This window comes from Pseudomonas sp. MF09150 (assembly GCF_059862355.1).
Genome location: NZ_JCBCUS010000007.1, coordinates 101,431 through 118,637, shown reverse-complemented (window position 1 = coordinate 118,637; position 17,207 = coordinate 101,431). Strand labels below are relative to the sequence as shown.

Below are 17,207 nucleotides of genomic sequence, written 5' to 3'. Positions count from 1 at the left end.
GATCAATCGCAGAACTGCAGGACGTTGGCCCGGCTTTTGTCGGTCGGCGCCGTCTGGTCCTGTTGCAGCCAGAACTGGCATTTGGGATTGGACTGATTGCGCAGGTTGTTGCGAGCATTCTCCAGGCTTTGCTGTTGTTCGTTCTTGCGCAGGTTTTCCTGATATTGCTCGAACATCGGGTTGGCGGGTGCCGGTTCGACCACCGGCGGTTTGGCCAATTGCTGAACGGCTTGGGCCACCGGCGCCAGTTGTTGGCTGAACACAAAGCGCGAGGCCAGCCAGCAGGTCAGGGCAATGGCCACAAAACCCAGCCACAGACCCAAGGCAATGCTGACGCTGAGTTTCAGGCCATTGAAGCTGATGCGTAGCGGTTTGCGGGCGGTGGGGCGGTAGGACATGGCGGCCTCCTGGCGGGCGGACGAGTGCGGGGGCCGATTGTCGCACGAAGATTAATCGGTGTCGGCTCTTCTGCGCGGGACGATTTATGCGGACAATCGGCGCCTTTGCCAATCGGAGCCCGCAATGAAAGCCTCCTGGGATATTTTCTGCAGTGTCGTGGACAACTTCGGCGATATCGGGGTCACCTGGCGCCTCGCTCGGCAGTTGGTGGCCGAGCATCAATGCGAGGTGCGGCTGTGGGTCGACGATCTGCGTGCCTTTGAGCGCCTTTGCCCGGAAGTCGATATCAGCGCTTTCCGCCAATGGCAGGCAGGCGTCGAGGTCCGGCACTGGCCGACGGAATGGGCTGCGCAGCCGGCTGCCGATGTGGTGATTGCCGCCTTCGCCTGCCAACTGCCTGCGGCTTACATGGAAGCCATGGCCGAGCGCGAGCGCCCGCCGCTCTGGTTGAATCTCGACTACCTGAGCGCCGAGGATTGGGTGGTCGGGTGCCACGGCTTGCCGTCGGTGAAGTTCAAGGGTGTGCAGAAGTACTTTTTCTTTCCCGGGTTTCGCCCGGGCACAGGTGGCCTGTTGCGTGAGGCAGGGCTATTGGAAAGGCGTAGGGCGTTTCAACAAGACACCCTCGCGCAGCGTAATTTCCTGCAAGGGCTTGGCGTATCTGCCGCGAGCGATGCACGGCTGATCTCGTTGTTTGCCTACGAAAATGCCGGCTTGGGCAACTGGCTCGACGCGTTGGCGGCCGATACCCGGCCGACTCATCTGCTGGTGCCCGAAGGTCGAATTCTCGGCGATGTGAAGCGCTGGCTGGCCTGCGACGAGCTGCATGTCGGCACGCAACAGGTGCGTGGTGCAGTGACGGTGCAGGTCCTGCCGTTCGTCCGGCAGGAACAATACGATCAGTTGTTGTGGTGCTGCGATTTCAATGCCGTGCGTGGCGAAGACTCGTTTGTACGGGCGCAATGGGCCGGGCGTCCGATGCTCTGGCACATCTATCGTCAGGACGAAGATATCCATCTGGACAAGCTCGAGGCCTTCCTCGACCTGTATACCCAGGGCCTGTCGCCGCAGGCTCGTGACGCAATCAATGGCTTGTGGCAGGCGTGGAATGCCGGTGGCGACATGGGCCAATGCTGGAAAACCCTGCTCGATGTGTGGCCGGAGGTGTCTTTGCATGCTGAGCAATGGTGTCTGGAACAGGCCTTGCAAGCCGATCTTGCCGCAGCGCTGGTGCAGTTTTACCTAAATTGGATATGATACGCGGCCTAGATTTTTGTAAATCCCATCCAAATTCGGATATTCGTAATGAAAACTGGTAAAGAACTGAAACCTGGGATGGTGATCCGTCTCGAAAACGATCCTTGGCTGGTTCAGAAAGCTGAATTCACCAAATCCGGTCGTAACAGCGCGATCATGAAGACCAAGCTGAAAAACCTGCTGACCGGTTACAAGACCGAGATCGTTTACAGCGCTGACGACAAACTGGACGACGTGATCCTCGACCGCAAAGAAGCGACCCTGTCCTTCATCAGCGGCGACTCCTACACGTTCATGGACACCACCGACTACACCATGTACGAACTGAACGCTGAAGACATCGAAGCTGTTCTGCCTTTCGTTGAAGAAGGCATGACCGATGTTTGCGAAGCGATCTTCTTCGAAGAGCGTCTGGTTTCCGTAGAACTGCCGACCACTATCGTGCGTCAGGTTGACTACACCGAAGGTTCCGCTCGCGGCGACACTTCGGGCAAGGTGATGAAGCCTGCCAAACTGAAAAACGGTACCGAGCTGAGCGTTGCAGATTTCGTTGAAATCGGCGACTGGATCGAGATCGATACCCGCGACGGTGGCTCCTACAAGGGCCGCGCCAAGGTCTAAGCCTGGCTTAAACCTGTACGAAAAAGCCCGACCATTGAGTCGGGCTTTTTTGTGCCTGGGATCTTCTGCCAGGACTCAGACGCTGACGTGCAAGCGCACATCGACGTTGCCGCGAGTTGCGTTGGAGTACGGGCAGACCTGATGCGCTGCGTCCACCAGGCTCTGGGCCTCGGCTTGCTCGAGGCCGGGCAGGCTCACATGCAGGTCGATATCCAGGCCAAAACCACCGGGGATCTGGCCGATGCCGACGTGGGCGGTGATCGAGGCTGCATCCGGGATTTGGCGTTTGCTCTGGCTGGCGACGAATTTCAGGGCGCCAATAAAGCACGCAGAGTAGCCGGCGGCGAACAGCTGTTCCGGGTTTGTCGCCTGGCCACCGGCACCGCCCAGCTCTTTAGGGGTGGCAAGCTTGACGTCGAGGATGTTGTCGCTGGAGACAGCGCGGCCATCACGGCCACCGGTAGCGGTTGCGACTGCGGTATAGAGCGTTTGCATGGGGTAGGTCTCCGAGGTTTGGTTTTCGCCAAATATTAGCGCACTAAATAAATGCCAAATAAATGTATCGCGCTAATATTTAGTGCGCAATATATATTTTTGAGAAAATGTCGCGCTGTCCCCGCGAGATGTCTTATCTAGTTGATTTTAGAGAATTTTAATATTCGGAGGTGGTTGGCGAGACTTTCCGCCCGCCAGCAGGTCATGTGGGGGCGGCTATGTCGGGGCGGCGTGCAGGCAGGAAGGGCTAGAGGCTGTGTTGCAGATGGCCGCGCAACGCCAGCAGGTCGGCCTGCAATTTTTGCAGTTGCTCCACCGTCTGGCCGCTGGCCGCCAGGATGCAGTGCGGTATTTCGCGAGCCTTGTCGCGCAGGGCGCGGCCTTGCGCGGTCAGTTCAACGATCACCACCCGTTCATCCTCTCGGCTGCGGGTACGGCTGAGCAGGCCTTCGGCTTCGAGGCGCTTGAGCAGCGGGGTCAGGGAGCCCGGGTCGGTCAGCAAGTGAGTGCTGATCTCGCCAACGGTCAGGCCGTCACGCTCCCACAGCACCATCATCGCCAGGTATTGGGGGTAGGTCAGCCCCAGTGCTTGCAGCAGGGGCTTGTAGACCTTGGTCATCAGCAGCGAGGTGGAGTGCAGGGCGAAGCACAGCTGATTATCCAGCCGCAGTTCGTCGCAAGAGTCGGGGAGGGAGCCTTTGGTGGTCATGGTGGGGCCTTGATCAGTACAGGTTTTGAATCTAGCGGGCGAATCTTTAATGCGCCAGATAATTGTGCGAGGGAGCTGAGTCCAAGGCTTCAGCCCATCTTGCTTTGCAGGGCCAGGTCCCAGGGTGGAACCGGGCTGAAGCGCGCCTTCAAGTATTCCAGCAGCAGGCGGCTACGGGCGTTGCTGTGCTGCTCCAGGCGCAGGGCATAGATGCCGGAGGTTTCCGCCGGGGGCAGGCCATGCTGGCAAAACAGCGGTAGCAGCTCGCCGCGCAGCAGGTATTCACTGGCCAGCCAGGTGGGCAGGTGGGCGATGCCCAGGCCGGCCAGCGCCCCCGAGAGCAATGCTTCGGCGTTGTTGGCGCTCATGCGGATGCGCTGCGGGCGATGACTGTGCATCTGGCCATCCTGCTCGAAACGCCAGGCGAAGAGTGGAGCCAGTCCCTCCCAGTCGAGCCCGTCGTGTTCACCGAGTTCGTTGGGGTGGGCCGGCGTCCCGCGGTTTTTCAGGTAGACCGGGCTGGCGCAGGCAATGCGCACAATGCTGGCCAGCGGGGTGGCCACCAGCCGGGTATCGACCATATGCCCGGCGCGCAGCACCAGGTCGACCTTACCCAGGTTCGAGCCCTGCATATCGACAAAGCTGTCGATCAGGTGCAACTGCACATCCAGCCCTGGGTAGACGCCGAGGAAGTCGGCGATTGCCGGCGCCAGGTGGCGTCGGCCGAAGGCGGCCGGAGCGTCGACCCGGATCAGCCCTTCGGGGGCGTGGCTCAGGGACACCGCTTCGGCTCGGGCCAATTGCAGTTCGGCGACTATCCGTCGTGCGCGTTCAGCAAAGGCCAGGCCCGCCGCAGTCGCGACCACGGCGTGGGTGGTGCGCATGAACAGCTTGCTGCCGATGGCACTTTCCAGGCTGTCGATGCGCCGGGCCACCGCCGAGGGCGTCAGGGGATGGCGCCGGGCCGCGGCGGAAAAACTGCCGGTTTCCAGGACGTCAATGAACAGTCCGAGCTGCTCGGTCAGGGCTTTGGGGTTCATTTTCGATGTGCTTGTGCGGAGTTGGCACAGCCATTGTGCGTTGCTGTGCGTTTCCGTACCAGCGCCGACTGCGTAGCATGCAGCCTCTGACGTGAGGGGAAATGCACCGTGATTGATCTAGTGATGTATCTGCTGCTGGGTGTGGCCTTGGGCACCATGGGTGGGCTGTTTGGCATCGGTGGTGGCTTGATCGCGATTCCGGTGTTGGGCGTGTGGTTCGGCCTGGATCAGCAAATCGCCCAAGGCACTGCCCTAGTGATGGTGGTGCCCAATGTGATGCTGGCTGTGTGGCGTTATCACCAGCGCAATCGCATTGAGCTGCGGCACGCCTTGCCACTGGCGAGCATGGGCTTCTGTTTTGCCTGGATCGGCTCGATCTGGGCGGTTGGCATTGATGCGCAGATCATGCGCATCGGGTTTGTCGCATTCCTGGTGGCGCTCTCTTGCTACAACCTGCTGCGGATGTTTGTCGGCAATACCCCGGCATCGGCGCAGATGCGTTATTCCTGGCCCTGGCTGGGCGTGCTGGGCGCGGCCTCGGGCACCATGGGCGGGCTGTTCGGGGTCGGCGGCGCGGTGGTTGCCACGCCGATACTGACCAGCGTGTTCGGCACCAGCCAGGTGGTTGCCCAGGGTTTGTCGCTGGCGCTGGCGCTGCCCAGTACCGGAGTCACCCTGGTGACCTATGGCGTGCACCATGAAGTGGATTGGATGATCGGCCTGCCCCTGGCCCTGGGTGGCTTGATGAGCATCAGTTGGGGCGTGAAGATTGCGCACTCGATGCCGGAGCGCCTGTTGCGCGGATTGTTCTGCGGGTTTCTGGTGCTGTGTGCGGTGATGCTCGGCTTCAAAGTTTAAAACCGTCGACGATATGCTCGGCCAGGCACTCGGTGATGGGTGAGGGCGTGTTCAGGTTGCGCAGCAGCATGATGCTGGCCTCGGGCAACTGCGGCAGGTTTTGCGCGGCGCCGAGAATGCGCATGTCCGAAGTGATCAGGCTTTCGAGCTGAGCGGTGACCGCCAGGCCGGCGCTGACCACCGCCATGATCGCCGACAGGCTGGAGCTGTTGTAGGCGATCCGATAATCACGCCCTGCGGCGTCCAGCGCATTGCAGGCCCACAGCCGGCAGAAACAGTCACTGTTGAACATGGCCAGGGGCATGGGCGTTTGTTCATGAGGGTTGAAGCACTGCGCCTCGGCCCAGACGAAGCGCTCCTTGCGCAACAGCTGACCGATCTCGCTGCCCGGCTCGCGGGTGACGATGGACAGGTCCAGGTCCTGGCGCTGCAACAGTTGCTTGGACGATTCGCAGTGGACTTCGATCTGGATCAGCGGGTAAGCCTGGGCGAAGCGCGACAGTATTCCCGGCAGAAACCGCATGACATAGTCATCCGGCGTGCCGATGCGCACCGTGCCGACCATGTGGGGTTCGCGCAGGGTATTGAACACTTCGCTGTGCAGTTTCAGGATCCGTCGCGCGTAGCCCAGCAGCACCTGCCCTTCGGCGGTGAGCTTGACCTGGCGTCCGTCGCGCTGGAATAGCTGGCGCTGCAGCACGTCTTCCTCCAGGCGCTTCATCTGCATGCTGACGGCAGATTGGGTGCGATTGACCAGCTCACCGGCCCGGGTAAAGCCGCCCTGATCGGCAATGGCGACGAAGGTACGCAGGACTTCGGTGTCGATGCTGGGGTAGTTGGACAATTCATCAATCTCCGAGATGTATTGCATAAGAAACATTCGTTGGATTGATCTTAGCTGCGCGGCGAGACTTTAGTCATCCCCACTGGAGGGCAAGATGATGAAAGGTCAAAAAGGTTATGTGCTGGCGCAGAAGTTTTCGTTTCACGGTCTTTCCTGGCGGACGGTGCTGCAAACAGTCGCCCGCTGGCATCAGCGCAACCGTGAGCGGGTCGAGTTGGCGAGCATGAGCGACGAAGCGCTCAAGGACATTGGCTTGAGCCGCGCAGACGTCGAGCGTGAAATCAGCAGGCCCTTCTGGGATGACCCGATGTCCAAATAAACGGCTACACAAGCGGCTGGCGGCTGAGGTAGTTTGCGGGCAGACAAGGAGATGCCCATGCCCGCCCAACTGTCGTTTTCCATCAAGCAGGCCCGACGCCTGGCCTTGGCTGCTCAAGGCTTTGGCGTACGGCCCTCGACCGCTGCGATCAGTTCGGCCCAGGTCAATCGGATGATCGGGCGCCTGGGCCTGCTGCAGATTGATTCGGTCAACGCCCTGGTGCGCTCGCACTACCTGCCGTTGTTCTCGCGCCTGGGCAATTACTCCCCGCAACTGCTCGATCAAGCGGCCTGGAGCCAGGGCCGCCAACGTCGGTTGTTCGAATACTGGGGGCATGAGGCCTCGCTGCTGCCGTTGGCCATGTACCCCTTGCTGCGCTGGCGGATGCAGCGCGCCAGCCAGGGGCAAGGTATCTATGGGCAATTGGCGCGTTTTGGCCAGGAGCAACAGGCGACCATTCGCCGGGTGCTGGCCTGTGTCGAGGAGCAGGGCGCGCTGGGGGCGGGCAGCCTGTCGACCCGGCAGGAGCGCGCCGGCCCCTGGTGGGACTGGAGTGCCGAGAAGCACGCGCTGGAGTGGCTGTTCGCTGCCGGCGAAGTGACGGTGGCCGGGCGTCGTGGTTTCGAGCGGCTGTACGACCTGCCGGAGCGGGTACTGCCCGCCGCCATCCTGCAGCAGCCCTTGCTCGACGAGGCAGAGGCCCAGCGCGGCTTGCTGTTGCATGCGATTGGCGCACTTGGAGTCGCCACGGAAAAAGACCTGCGTGATTACTTCCGGCTGAGCCCCGCGGACAGTCCGGTGCGCCTGGCCCAGTTGCTTGAGGCCGGTGAGGTGCAACGCTGCGAGGTCGAGGGCTGGCGGCAAGCGGCCTATTGCCTGCCCGCGCCTAAAGTGCCGCGCAAGGTCGAGGCCAGCGCCTTGCTCTCGCCCTTTGATTCACTGGTCTGGGAGCGCAGCCGGACCGAGCGCCTGTTTGATTTTCGCTACCGGCTGGAGATCTACACCCCGCAACACAAACGGATTTATGGCTACTACGTGCTGCCGTTCCTGCATGACGAGCGGATCGCCGCGCGGGTCGACCTGCGGGCTGAGCGGGCATTGGGGCGCCTGGCAGTGCATGCCGTGCATGAAGAACCGCAGGGGCTGGATGAACAGGGGATGATGGCGCTGGCAGCCAATTTACGCCAAATGGCGCAGTGGCTGGGGCTGGAGCAGGTCCAGCTCAATTGCCCAAGGGCCAGTGCCCAGCGATTGCGGGGTTTTCTCTAGGGCTGCGGGGCACGCTCGCGGGCTTATCTCGCCACGAGCGCGCCCGGCTTGCTCAGCGCTTGACCTGTTTCAAGGTCTCGGCAATCAGGAACGCCAGCTCCAGGGATTGATCGGCGTTCATCCGCGGGTCGCAGTGGGTGTGATAGCGGTCCGACAGGCCATCCTCGGTGATAGGACGCGCGCCACCGATGCATTCAGTGACGTTTTGCCCGGTCATCTCGATGTGGATGCCGCCGGCGTAGCTGCCTTCGGCTTCGTGTACTTGGAAGAACTGCTTCACCTCGTTGAGGATCTGCGCGAAGTCGCGGGTCTTGTAACCGCTGCTGGCCTTGATGGTATTGCCGTGCATCGGGTCGGAGCTCCACAGCACCTGCTTGCCTTCGCCTTCCACCGCGCGGATCAGTTGGGGCAGGTGATCGCCGACCTTGTTCGCGCCCATGCGCACGATCAGGTTGAGGCGTCCGGGATCGTTATCCGGGTTGAGGATATCGATCAGGCGAATCAACTCGTCGGTGTTCATACTTGGGCCGACCTTGACCCCGATCGGGTTGTTCACCCCGCGCAGGAATTCGACGTGGGCGCCGTCCAGCTGGCGGGTGCGGTCGCCGATCCACAGCATGTGCGCCGAGCAGTCGTAATAGTCGTTGGTCAGGCTGTCGCGCCGCACAAAGGCTTCTTCGTAGTTCAGCAGCAGGGCCTCATGGGCGGTGAAGAAGCTGGTCTCGCGCAGTTGTGGCGAGCTGTCCATACCGCAGGCGCGCATAAAGGCCAGGGTTTCATCGATCCGGTCGGCCAGGTGACTGTACTTCTCGGCCAGGGCCGAGTTGGCGATGAAGTCCAGGTTCCACTTGTGCACCTGGTGCAAGTCGGCAAAGCCGCCTTGGGCGAACGCGCGCAGCAGGTTCAGGGTCGCGGTGGACTGGTGGTAGGACTGCAGCAGGCGGTCCGGGTCCGGGACGCGGCTTTTCATGTCGAAACCGATGCCGTTGACGATATCGCCCCGGTAGGCCGGCAGGGTCACGCCGTTGATGGTTTCGTCGTTGGCCGAGCGCGGCTTGGCGAACTGACCGGCCATGCGCCCGACTTTGACCACCGGGCAGCCGGCGGCGAAGGTCATGACGATCGCCATCTGCAGCAGCACCTTGAAGGTGTCGCGGATCTTCGCGGCAGAGAACTCGGCGAAGCTCTCGGCGCAATCGCCGCCTTGCAGGAGGAATGCGCGACCCTGGGTCACCTCGGCAAACTGGCGTCGCAACTCCCGGGCTTCACCGGCAAACACCAGCGGCGGATAGCTGGCCAGGGATTGCTCGACCTGCAGCAAATGGGCTGCATCGGGGTAGTGGGGTTGTTGCTGGATCGGCAAGGCACGCCAGCTGTCGGGACTCCAGGGTTGGCTCATCACGCACTCAAGTGTTCTTCGGTGGGAGGCGCATGTTATCAGCAATTAGTGCGTGACCTGTTCCCGTCGCTTGGCCGACAATCGCGCCTTTCCCGCTCGGCGCCGAGTGGTTGGTTGATTGCAATGGCGAGCTTGAGCCCCATTGCGCCTAGGAGATGAGATGACTGAGGAGCGCGTCGAGCACCTGCTCGCCGAAGTGCACGATGAGTTCGGCATGATCCGGGTGCTGGAAGTGGCCGATTACCGCTTTCTCGAGTTTGGCGACGCCATCGAGCAGAGCTGCGTGTTCACTGCCGATCCGAGCTGGCTCGAGTACGACTACACCCGCGCCATGTTGATCGGTGCCTTGTGCCATGAGCACCCGGAAAGCGCGCTGTTTCTCGGCCTCGGCGCCGGGACCCTGACTCAGGCCTGCCTGAAGTTTCTGCCCCTGGAAGACGTCGAAGCCATCGAACTGCGTCCCGATGTGCCACGCCTGGCCATCGAATACCTGGGGCTGGACGATGATCCACGGCTGTACATTCGCGTCGGCGATGCCCTGGAACTGCTGGAGACTGCCGAACCCGCAGACCTGATCTTCGTCGACCTTTATACCGATGTCGGCCCGGGTGTCGGGCACCTGGCCTGGGGTTTCCTGGAAAACTGCCAGAAGCGCCTCAACCCGGGTGGCTGGCTGGTGATCAACCAGTGGGCCACCGATGATGGCAAGCCCCTGGGCGCGGCGCTGTTGCGTGGGCTTTATCATCGGCATTACTGGGAGTTGCCGGTGAAGGAGGGCAACGTGATTCTGATCGTGCCCGCAGACCTCGACCAGGAACTGGACAGCGGCGCCCTGTCTGCCCGCGCCGAAGCCCTGGCCCCGCGCCTGGGCTACTCATTGCAATCGCTGATCAAGGCCATCCGCCCAGCGACCTGATGGCCCGCCGTCGCAGTAGGCCGGTATGTGCGCCGGCGGGTTAGGGCCAGTGCAGCCTTGTTCCTCGGCAGCGGCTACAGACCCTTGAATACCCCTGGGCGCTTTTCGATCATTGCCCGCACGCCCTCCTTGGCGTCCTCGCTGTTCAGGAGTTTCTTCACCAGCGGCGGCAAACCCAGGGCTGCTGCGGTTTCACCTTCCAGGCGCGCCTGGCGGGCAGACATCAAGGTGGCCTGGACCCCCAGCGGCGCCTGCCGGGCAATCCGCTCGGCCAGCAGCATCGCGCGCGGCAGCAAATCCTCACTGGCCATCACCTCTTGCACCAGGCCCAGGCGCAAGGCGTCGTGGGCATCGAATTCGTCGCCGGTCAGCAACCAGCGCATGGCGTTGCCCCAGCCGGCGATCTGATGCAGACGCAGGGTGGCGCCGCCAAAAGGAAAAATCCCCCGCTGCACTTCCAGTTGGGCAAACCGGGTATTGCTGGCGCACAGGTTGATATCGGCCGCCAGCATCAATTCGATTCCGATGGTCAGGCAGTAGCCCTGCGCCGCGACAATCACCGGTTTGCTGACCCGGGGGCCGGCAAACACACCCCAGGGGTCACAACCGCCGGCCGGGGCCTGCCAGCCTTCAGCCAGTGCCGCGCCGACATTGGCCAGGTCCAGCCCGGCGGTAAAGTGCTCGCCATGGGCAAAGACCACCGCTACCCGGGCCTCGCTGCTCGCCTCGAATTCGCCATAAGCCAGGCTCAACTGGTTGAGCAGCTCGAGATCAAAGGCGTTGCGCTTGGCGACTCGGTCCAGGCCGATCAGAAACAGATGACCACGCTGTTCACGGCTGACGCGACTGCTGCTGGGCTGATTCATGGGCATATCCTAGGGGGGGGAAGGGGCGTCTCGGACCGACGGTACCAGCCTGAAAGATGAACCGTTTAAGCTCCATGGCCAGCGGGGCCGGGCCTTTGCAAAATAGACCGTTGGCGGATGATCCGCAAAGCCCATGGCGCACAGGCATACAGCGGGGTTTTCCGATAAAAAAATCTCCCTTTTTTGAGTAATTCCGGTATAGTGCGCGCCGGCCTTTAACCGGGCCACGTTTAGGTATTGCAATTCCCCGAAGTCAGCTTCGGCTGCTTGTCCGCTGCGCGGACTATCCTTGACGATTCTTTCATTCAATCGTTTTCGCAAATCCCCGCCGACAAAGCTGCCAGGGCGACTCTTGAGTCTTACACGGCATGCGCAGCTTTGGAGCATGGGTCTTTGCGGATGCACTTAGAGGCAGACCCATGACCCAGGAAACCGGCGGCTTCGCCGCTTTTAATCTTAATCCGAATATTCTTGCAGCCGTCATCGCGACTGGCTACGAGGAGCCTTCGGCTATCCAGCATCAATCGATCCCGATCATCATGGCCGGTCACGACATGATTGGTCAGGCGCAAACCGGTACGGGTAAAACCGCTGCGTTCGCCCTGCCGATCCTGCACCGCATCGATCCTGCTAAGCGCGAACCGCAAGCCCTGATCCTGGCTCCAACCCGTGAGTTGGCGCTGCAAGTTGCAACCGCTTTCGAAACCTACGCCAAGCAAATGCCGGGCGTTACCGTTGTGGCCGTTTACGGCGGCGCGCCTATGGGCCCACAACTGAAAGCAATCCGTAATGGCGCACAGATCGTTGTCGCCACTCCGGGCCGTCTGTGCGACCACCTGCGTCGTGACGAAAAAGTCCTGGCTACCGTGAACCACCTGGTTCTCGACGAAGCTGACGAAATGCTCAAACTGGGCTTCATGGACGACCTGGAAGTTATCTTCAAGGCCTTGCCAGCAACCCGTCAGACCGTACTGTTCTCGGCCACCCTGCCACAGTCGATCCGTGCCATTGCCGAACGCCACCTGCGCGATCCGCAACACGTGAAGATCCAGACCAAGACTCAGACCGTTACCGCGATCGAACAGGCTCACCTGTTGGTTCACGCTGACCAGAAGACCTCGGCTGTATTGAGCCTGCTGGAAGTGGAAGACTTCGACGCCCTGATCATGTTCGTGCGCACCAAGCAAGCGACCCTGGATCTGGCCAGTGCCCTGGAAGCCAAAGGCTACAAAGCCGCTGCGCTGAACGGTGACATTGCCCAGAACCAGCGTGAGCGCGTGATCGACTCCCTCAAGGATGGCCGTCTGGACATCGTTGTGGCGACCGACGTTGCTGCTCGCGGCCTGGACGTACCGCGCATCACCCACGTATTCAACGTGGACATGCCGTACGACCCGGAATCCTACGTGCACCGTATCGGCCGTACCGGCCGTGCCGGTCGCGAAGGTCGTGCGCTGCTGCTGGTGACTCCACGTGAGCGCCGCATGCTGCAAGTGATCGAGCGTGTAACCGGTCAGAAGGTTGCTGAAGTTCGCCTGCCGGACGCCCAAGCGGTGCTCGACGCGCGTATCAAGAAGCTGACCAACAGCCTGTCGCCGCTGGTGGCCGATGCTGAATCGACCCACGGTGATCTGCTGGATCGCCTGACCGCCGATATCGGCTGCACGCCACGTGCCCTGGCTGCTGCTCTGCTGCGCAAAGCTACCAACGGTCAGGCTCTGACCCTGGCAGCCATCGAGAAAGAGCGTCCACTGGTGCCGAACAACGCACCGCGTGGCGATCGTCCTGAGCGCACTGGCGACCGTCCAGACCGTGGTGACCGCGAGCGTCGTGCTCCGATCCCGCTGGCTGAAGGCCGTGCACGCTGCCGTACCGCGCTGGGCGCGCGTGATGGTATCGCTGCCAAGAACCTGCTGGGCGCCATCCTCAACGAAGGCGGCCTGGCTCGTGAAGCGATCGGTCGCATCCAGGTGCGTGACAGCTTCTCCCTGGTGGAGCTGCCGGAAGATGGTCTGGAGAAGTTGCTGACCAAGCTGAAGGACACTCGCGTTGCCGGTAAGCAGCTGAAGCTGCGTCGCTATCGCGAAGATTGATCCGCTCTCGGGCTGATTGATCGAACATAAAAAATCCCCGACTGGTTCGGGGATTTTTTTTGCCTGGCGTTTATCGCCTGGCGGCAGGCAGGCCAGTGAGGCGCCTAGGCAAAGCGATAGATATCCATACCCAATGCACCCAGGGTGAAGCCTTGGTGGACGATGCTGAATTCGCCGCCGGCACCACGGGCGAAATACAGCGGCAGCAGGTGTTCATCACTGGGGTGGCTGCGCACCGCATTCGGCGCCTGGCGCCGGTAATCATGCAAGGCGGCCTCATCGTTTGCTGCCAGCTTGTCGATCATCCAGTCACGAAAGGCCTTGGCCCAGGGCTCGATGCTTTCCGGCCCGGCGTGCCAGTCGAGCTCACCCAGGTTGTGGGTGATGCTGCCGGAGCCGATCAGCAACACTCCCTGCTCGCGCAGGCTGGCCAATGCATGCCCGACATGGGTCTGCAGATCAGGGCCGAGGCGGCTTGGTAGCGAGACCTGGACCACAGGAATGTCCGCTGCGGGGTACATCAGCGACAACGGTACCCATACGCCGTGGTCGAGGGGGCGCTTGCTGTCGAGCTGTGCGGGCAAGCCATCGGCCTTGAGCAGCTCTACCACCTGGGCCGCCAGGGCCGGATCACCCGGGGCCGGGTACTGCACGGCGAACAGGGCGGCGGGGAAGCCACCGAAGTCGTGCCAGGTCTCCGGATGCGGGTTGGCGCTGACCCGCAGGTCTTGGCTTTCCCAGTGCGCGGAAACCATCACGATTGCCTTGGGTTTTGGCAGTTGCGCAGCCAGTCGCGCCAATGCCGGACCGCTGGCCCCGGGCTCCAGGGCGAGCATGGGTGAACCATGAGAGATAAACAGGCTGGGGAGCATGGAGGGGATCCTGGGGGGTTAAGATAGGGCCATCTTCAATCAGATCATCAATCTAAATCTAATATAAGTTTTAGTGCTTTTTGATCGAATTTTCAGGGTGATTCATGGAGCCGGAATTTTGGCAAAAACGCTGGGAGCGCGATCAGATCGGCTTTCACCTATCAGAGGTCAATCCCTATCTCCAGCAGTTCTGGCCGCACTTGGGGCTCACCCCAGGGGCGCGGGTGCTGGTGCCGTTGTGTGGCAAAAGCCTGGACCTCAAGTGGCTCGCCGGCCTGGGGCACGAGGTGCTGGGCATCGAGTTGTCGGAAAAAGCCATCCAGGACTTCTTCAGTGAACAGCAACTGACGCCCACCGTTACTCGGCACGGGCGTTTCAAGGTCTATCAGAGGGGCGCGATCCAGCTCTGGTGCGGCGATATCTTCGCCCTGGCTGCCGAGGACGTCGCCGATTGCACGGCTTTGTATGACCGGGCGGCGTTGATCGCCTTGCCGCCAGAGATGCGCGGCCAGTACGCAGCGCTGTTGAATCGCGTACTGCCCCAGGGCGCGCGTGGCTTGCTGATCACCATGGATTACGATCAGGCGCTCATCGAAGGACCGCCCTTTGCCGTGCTCGACGAAGAGGTCAGGCACTTGCTGGGCACGCGTTGGCAGCTTGAGGTCGAAGTGGAGCGGGACATCCTGGGCGAGAGCTGGAAGTTTCTAAAGGGTGGGGTCACGCGCCTGGACGAACGGGTCTACCGGTTGCTGGACAAGGCCTGAGCCTGGTTTCATCGCGACCATGCAAAAGGGCGACTCGCGTCGCCCTTTTGGGTGTTACTGGTGTCGCTATCAGCCGCGACGACGCAGTGCTTCAATACGCTCTTCCAGCGGTGGGTGGCTCATGAACATCCGAGCCAGGCCTTGCTTGAGACCACCGTTGATGCCGAAGGCGTTCAAGGTGTCGGGCATGTGCACTGGCAAGCCTTGTTCCGAGCGCAGGCGCTGCAGGGCGCCAATCATCGCGCTGGTACCGGCCAGGCGGGCGCCGGCTTCGTCGGCACGGAACTCGCGTTTGCGCGAGAACCACATGACGATGGAGCTGGCGAGGATGCCCAGGACCAGCTCGGCGAAGATGGTCGCGATGTAATAGGCAATACCCTGGCCTTCTTCGTTCTTGAAAATCACCTTATCGACAAAGTTGCCGATGATACGGGCGAAGAACATCACGAAGGTGTTCACCACGCCCTGGATCAACGCCAGGGTGACCATGTCACCGTTGGCGACGTGCCCGATTTCATGGGCCAGCACGGCTTTAACTTCATCCGGCGAAAAACGTTCCAGCAAGCCCTGGCTGACCGCGACCAGCGCGTCGTTCTTGTTCCAGCCGGTGGCAAAGGCGTTGGCCTCGTAAGCCGGGAAAATGCCGACCTCGGGCATCTTGATCCCGGCTTCACGGGACAGTTGTTCAACGGTCTGCAGCAGCCATTGCTCGTGACGAGTGCGTGGCTGGCTGATGATTTGGGTGCTGGTGCTCATCTTCGCCATCCACTTGGAGATGAACAGCGAGAACAGCGAACCGGCGAAACCAAAGACGGCACAGAAGATCAGCAGCTGAGTAAGGTCGAGATCAACCTTGTTGGCCGCCATGATCCCGTTGAAGCCGAAAAGGCTCAGGGTAATGCTGGCAATCAGCACGACCGCCAGGTTAGTGGCCAAAAACAGCAGAATGCGCATCATGGTTGTTAAAATCTCCTCATGCTTAAGATGTAGCGTACTGCGGGGTATATAAGGTGCGGCACCGGGCTATTCAACCGGGTGACTATTTCAAACTGTGTCTTACAGACTGATCCTAGACGCGTGCATGAAATTTCTGCGGCGAATCAGATAAATCCCGAAGTGTGTTTTTTGCTACAAGCCCTTGCACCAGCGGTGTGTCGGGAGGGTGTCAGCTTATAGAAGGGAGGCGGGGCAGGGGAGCGAAGATGTGTTGCTGAATTAATCGCAGTGCGACCGGCGGACCGATCGCACTGCAACGGGTACTTACTGACGGTAAGACTTGAGGAAGCTGCCGATCCGGCCAATTGCCTGCTCCAGGTCATCCACCCGTGGCAGGGTGACGACGCGGAAGTGGTCGGGCCATGGCCAGTTGAAGGCCGTGCCTTGAACTACCAGCAGTTTCTCCGAGAGCAGCAGGTCGAGGACGAACTTCTCATCGTTATGAATCGGGCAGACTTTCGGGTCAATCCGCGGGAAGGCGTACAACGCGCCCATGGGCTTGACGCAGCTTACGCCGGGAATGTCATTGAGCAGTTCCCAGGTGCGATTGCGTTGTTCCAGCAGGCGGCCCTGGGGCAGGACCAAGTCGTTGATGCTTTGATAGCCGCCCAGTGCAGTCTGGATGGCGTGCTGGCTCGGCACGTTGGCACATAGGCGCATGTTGGCCAGCATATCGATGCCCTCGATGTAGCTCTGGGCATGGTGCTTGGGACCGGAAATGGCCACCCAGCCGGAGCGGAAGCCCGCGACCCGATACGACTTGGACAGGCCGTTGAAGGTCAGGCACAACAGGTCCGGAGCCAGGGACGCGGTGCAGATATGCACGGCGTCGTCGTACAGAATCTTGTCGTAGATCTCGTCGGAGAACACCACCAGGTTGTGCTGGCGGGCCAGTTCGAGCATGCCCAGCAGCACTTCCTTGGGGTATACGGCGCCCGTCGGGTTGTTGGGGTTGATAATTACCAGGGCTTTGGTGTTCGGAGTGATCTTGGCCTTGATGTCGGCCAGGTCCGGCCACCAGTTGGCCTGCTCGTCACACAGGTAATGCACCGGATTGCCGCCTGCCAGGCTGACCGCAGCGGTCCACAGCGGGTAGTCCGGGGCCGGGACCAGCACTTCGTCGCCATTGTTGAGCAGGGCCTGCATGGCCATCACGATCAATTCGGAAACACCGTTGCCCAGGTAGATGTCTTCGATGCCGACGCCTTCCACCTGCTTTTGCTGGTAGTACTGCATGACCGCCTTGCGCGCACTGAACAGGCCTTTGGAGTCGCTGTAGCCCTGTGCGGTCGGCAGGTTGCGGATCACGTCCTGAAGGATTTCATCCGGCGCTTCGAAACCAAAGGGTGCCGGGTTGCCGATGTTCAGCTTGAGGATGCGATGGCCTTCCTCTTCCAGACGTTTGGCGTGCTTGAGCACTGGGCCGCGAATGTCGTAGCAGACGTTGGCGAGCTTGTTCGATTTGCTGACCTGCATGGCGATGTGTTCCC

At 61.2% G+C, this 17,207-nt stretch carries 18 protein-coding genes; 8 read left to right on the top strand and 10 right to left on the bottom strand.

What is annotated here, in order from left to right; all coding sequences use genetic code 11:
* Positions 1–2 precede the first annotated feature (2 nt).
* Positions 3–398 carry a hypothetical protein gene (locus AC19YX_RS24180; protein WP_201131899.1) on the bottom strand — a complete coding sequence of 132 codons (396 nt, stop codon included), beginning with the start codon at positions 396–398 and terminating at the stop codon, positions 3–5.
* A 124-nt stretch (positions 399–522) separates the two neighbouring features.
* Between AC19YX_RS24180 and earP the strand changes: the two genes are divergently transcribed.
* On the top strand, positions 523–1,656 hold the full coding sequence (gene earP / locus AC19YX_RS24175; RefSeq protein WP_500607207.1) for an elongation factor P maturation arginine rhamnosyltransferase EarP: 1,134 nt from the start codon (positions 523–525) through the stop codon (positions 1,654–1,656).
* Between the two features lie 48 nt (positions 1,657–1,704).
* On the top strand, positions 1,705–2,277 hold the full coding sequence (locus AC19YX_RS24170; protein WP_043230442.1) for an elongation factor P: 573 nt from the start codon (positions 1,705–1,707) through the stop codon (positions 2,275–2,277).
* A 75-nt stretch (positions 2,278–2,352) separates the two neighbouring features.
* On the opposite strand, the gene AC19YX_RS24165 is transcribed toward AC19YX_RS24170, so the two are convergent.
* From AC19YX_RS24165 to AC19YX_RS24155, 3 genes are all read right to left on the bottom strand, one after another.
* A complete protein-coding gene (locus AC19YX_RS24165) occupies positions 2,353–2,772 on the bottom strand; it encodes an organic hydroperoxide resistance protein (RefSeq protein ID WP_201131897.1) in 420 nt (139 codons plus the stop codon).
* 247 nt (positions 2,773–3,019) lie between these two features.
* Positions 3,020–3,481 (bottom strand): MarR family winged helix-turn-helix transcriptional regulator, encoded by a 462-nt coding sequence (locus AC19YX_RS24160; protein ID WP_421548381.1) that lies wholly within the window; start codon positions 3,479–3,481, stop codon positions 3,020–3,022.
* Between the two features lie 89 nt (positions 3,482–3,570).
* Positions 3,571–4,521 (bottom strand): LysR family transcriptional regulator, encoded by a 951-nt coding sequence (locus tag AC19YX_RS24155; RefSeq protein ID WP_500607206.1) that lies wholly within the window; start codon positions 4,519–4,521, stop codon positions 3,571–3,573.
* A 108-nt stretch (positions 4,522–4,629) separates the two neighbouring features.
* On the opposite strand from AC19YX_RS24155, the gene AC19YX_RS24150 reads away from it, so the two are divergent.
* Positions 4,630–5,379, top strand: a complete 750-nt coding sequence (locus AC19YX_RS24150; protein ID WP_078470665.1) for a sulfite exporter TauE/SafE family protein — start codon at positions 4,630–4,632, stop codon at positions 5,377–5,379.
* On the opposite strand, the gene AC19YX_RS24145 is transcribed toward AC19YX_RS24150, so the two are convergent.
* Positions 5,369–6,223 (bottom strand): LysR substrate-binding domain-containing protein, encoded by an 855-nt coding sequence (locus AC19YX_RS24145; protein WP_500607316.1) that lies wholly within the window; start codon positions 6,221–6,223, stop codon positions 5,369–5,371. The two genes, AC19YX_RS24150 and AC19YX_RS24145, sit on opposite strands and share 11 nt — an antisense overlap.
* A gap of 97 nt (positions 6,224–6,320) precedes the next feature.
* Between AC19YX_RS24145 and AC19YX_RS24140 the strand changes: the two genes are divergently transcribed.
* Positions 6,321–6,542, top strand: coding sequence for a DUF1127 domain-containing protein (locus tag AC19YX_RS24140; protein ID WP_078470935.1), 222 nt, complete (start codon positions 6,321–6,323; stop codon positions 6,540–6,542).
* Between the two features lie 57 nt (positions 6,543–6,599).
* Positions 6,600–7,811, top strand: coding sequence for a winged helix-turn-helix domain-containing protein (locus AC19YX_RS24135; RefSeq protein WP_500607205.1), 1,212 nt, complete (start codon positions 6,600–6,602; stop codon positions 7,809–7,811).
* A gap of 52 nt (positions 7,812–7,863) precedes the next feature.
* Here AC19YX_RS24135 and AC19YX_RS24130 read toward each other — a convergent pair whose 3' ends face one another.
* Positions 7,864–9,210, bottom strand: a complete 1,347-nt coding sequence (locus AC19YX_RS24130) for a class II 3-deoxy-7-phosphoheptulonate synthase (RefSeq protein ID WP_078470662.1) — start codon at positions 9,208–9,210, stop codon at positions 7,864–7,866.
* Between the two features lie 160 nt (positions 9,211–9,370).
* Between AC19YX_RS24130 and AC19YX_RS24125 the strand changes: the two genes are divergently transcribed.
* Entirely contained in the window at positions 9,371–10,126 is a 756-nt protein-coding gene (locus AC19YX_RS24125) for a spermidine synthase (protein WP_078470661.1), read from the top strand.
* A gap of 74 nt (positions 10,127–10,200) precedes the next feature.
* Here AC19YX_RS24125 and AC19YX_RS24120 read toward each other — a convergent pair whose 3' ends face one another.
* Positions 10,201–10,992, bottom strand: a complete 792-nt coding sequence (locus AC19YX_RS24120) for a crotonase/enoyl-CoA hydratase family protein (RefSeq protein ID WP_421548377.1) — start codon at positions 10,990–10,992, stop codon at positions 10,201–10,203.
* A gap of 419 nt (positions 10,993–11,411) precedes the next feature.
* Here AC19YX_RS24120 and AC19YX_RS24115 point away from each other — a divergent pair, with 419 nt between their 5' ends.
* On the top strand, positions 11,412–13,085 hold the full coding sequence (locus AC19YX_RS24115) for a DEAD/DEAH box helicase (RefSeq protein WP_020299699.1): 1,674 nt from the start codon (positions 11,412–11,414) through the stop codon (positions 13,083–13,085).
* A gap of 104 nt (positions 13,086–13,189) precedes the next feature.
* Here the strand turns inward: AC19YX_RS24115 and AC19YX_RS24110 are convergent, their stop codons facing one another.
* A complete protein-coding gene (locus tag AC19YX_RS24110; RefSeq protein ID WP_078470659.1) occupies positions 13,190–13,957 on the bottom strand; it encodes a DODA-type extradiol aromatic ring-opening family dioxygenase in 768 nt (255 codons plus the stop codon).
* Between the two features lie 104 nt (positions 13,958–14,061).
* On the opposite strand from AC19YX_RS24110, the gene AC19YX_RS24105 reads away from it, so the two are divergent.
* Positions 14,062–14,721 carry a thiopurine S-methyltransferase gene (locus tag AC19YX_RS24105; RefSeq protein WP_500607204.1) on the top strand — a complete coding sequence of 220 codons (660 nt, stop codon included), beginning with the start codon at positions 14,062–14,064 and terminating at the stop codon, positions 14,719–14,721.
* Between the two features lie 69 nt (positions 14,722–14,790).
* Here AC19YX_RS24105 and htpX read toward each other — a convergent pair whose 3' ends face one another.
* Positions 14,791–15,678 (bottom strand): protease HtpX, encoded by an 888-nt coding sequence (gene htpX, locus AC19YX_RS24100; protein ID WP_020299702.1) that lies wholly within the window; start codon positions 15,676–15,678, stop codon positions 14,791–14,793.
* A gap of 303 nt (positions 15,679–15,981) precedes the next feature.
* Entirely contained in the window at positions 15,982–17,193 is a 1,212-nt protein-coding gene (locus AC19YX_RS24095; protein WP_020299703.1) for a pyridoxal phosphate-dependent aminotransferase, read from the bottom strand.
* Positions 17,194–17,207 lie beyond the last annotated feature (14 nt).

Coding starts and splice junctions, on each gene's coding strand:
- AC19YX_RS24180 (WP_201131899.1), bottom strand. CDS start 398: ATGTCCTACCGCCCCACCGCCCGCAAACCGCTACGCATCAGCTTCAAT.
- earP (WP_500607207.1), top strand. CDS start 523: ATGAAAGCCTCCTGGGATATTTTCTGCAGTGTCGTGGACAACTTCGGC.
- AC19YX_RS24170 (WP_043230442.1), top strand. CDS start 1,705: ATGAAAACTGGTAAAGAACTGAAACCTGGGATGGTGATCCGTCTCGAA.
- AC19YX_RS24165 (WP_201131897.1), bottom strand. CDS start 2,772: ATGCAAACGCTCTATACCGCAGTCGCAACCGCTACCGGTGGCCGTGAT.
- AC19YX_RS24160 (WP_421548381.1), bottom strand. CDS start 3,481: ATGACCACCAAAGGCTCCCTCCCCGACTCTTGCGACGAACTGCGGCTG.
- AC19YX_RS24155 (WP_500607206.1), bottom strand. CDS start 4,521: ATGAACCCCAAAGCCCTGACCGAGCAGCTCGGACTGTTCATTGACGTC.
- AC19YX_RS24140 (WP_078470935.1), top strand. CDS start 6,321: ATGAAAGGTCAAAAAGGTTATGTGCTGGCGCAGAAGTTTTCGTTTCAC.
- AC19YX_RS24135 (WP_500607205.1), top strand. CDS start 6,600: ATGCCCGCCCAACTGTCGTTTTCCATCAAGCAGGCCCGACGCCTGGCC.
- AC19YX_RS24130 (WP_078470662.1), bottom strand. CDS start 9,210: ATGAGCCAACCCTGGAGTCCCGACAGCTGGCGTGCCTTGCCGATCCAG.
- AC19YX_RS24125 (WP_078470661.1), top strand. CDS start 9,371: ATGACTGAGGAGCGCGTCGAGCACCTGCTCGCCGAAGTGCACGATGAG.
- AC19YX_RS24120 (WP_421548377.1), bottom strand. CDS start 10,992: ATGAATCAGCCCAGCAGCAGTCGCGTCAGCCGTGAACAGCGTGGTCAT.
- AC19YX_RS24115 (WP_020299699.1), top strand. CDS start 11,412: ATGACCCAGGAAACCGGCGGCTTCGCCGCTTTTAATCTTAATCCGAAT.
- AC19YX_RS24110 (WP_078470659.1), bottom strand. CDS start 13,957: ATGCTCCCCAGCCTGTTTATCTCTCATGGTTCACCCATGCTCGCCCTG.
- AC19YX_RS24105 (WP_500607204.1), top strand. CDS start 14,062: ATGGAGCCGGAATTTTGGCAAAAACGCTGGGAGCGCGATCAGATCGGC.
- htpX (WP_020299702.1), bottom strand. CDS start 15,678: ATGATGCGCATTCTGCTGTTTTTGGCCACTAACCTGGCGGTCGTGCTG.
- AC19YX_RS24095 (WP_020299703.1), bottom strand. CDS start 17,193: ATGCAGGTCAGCAAATCGAACAAGCTCGCCAACGTCTGCTACGACATT.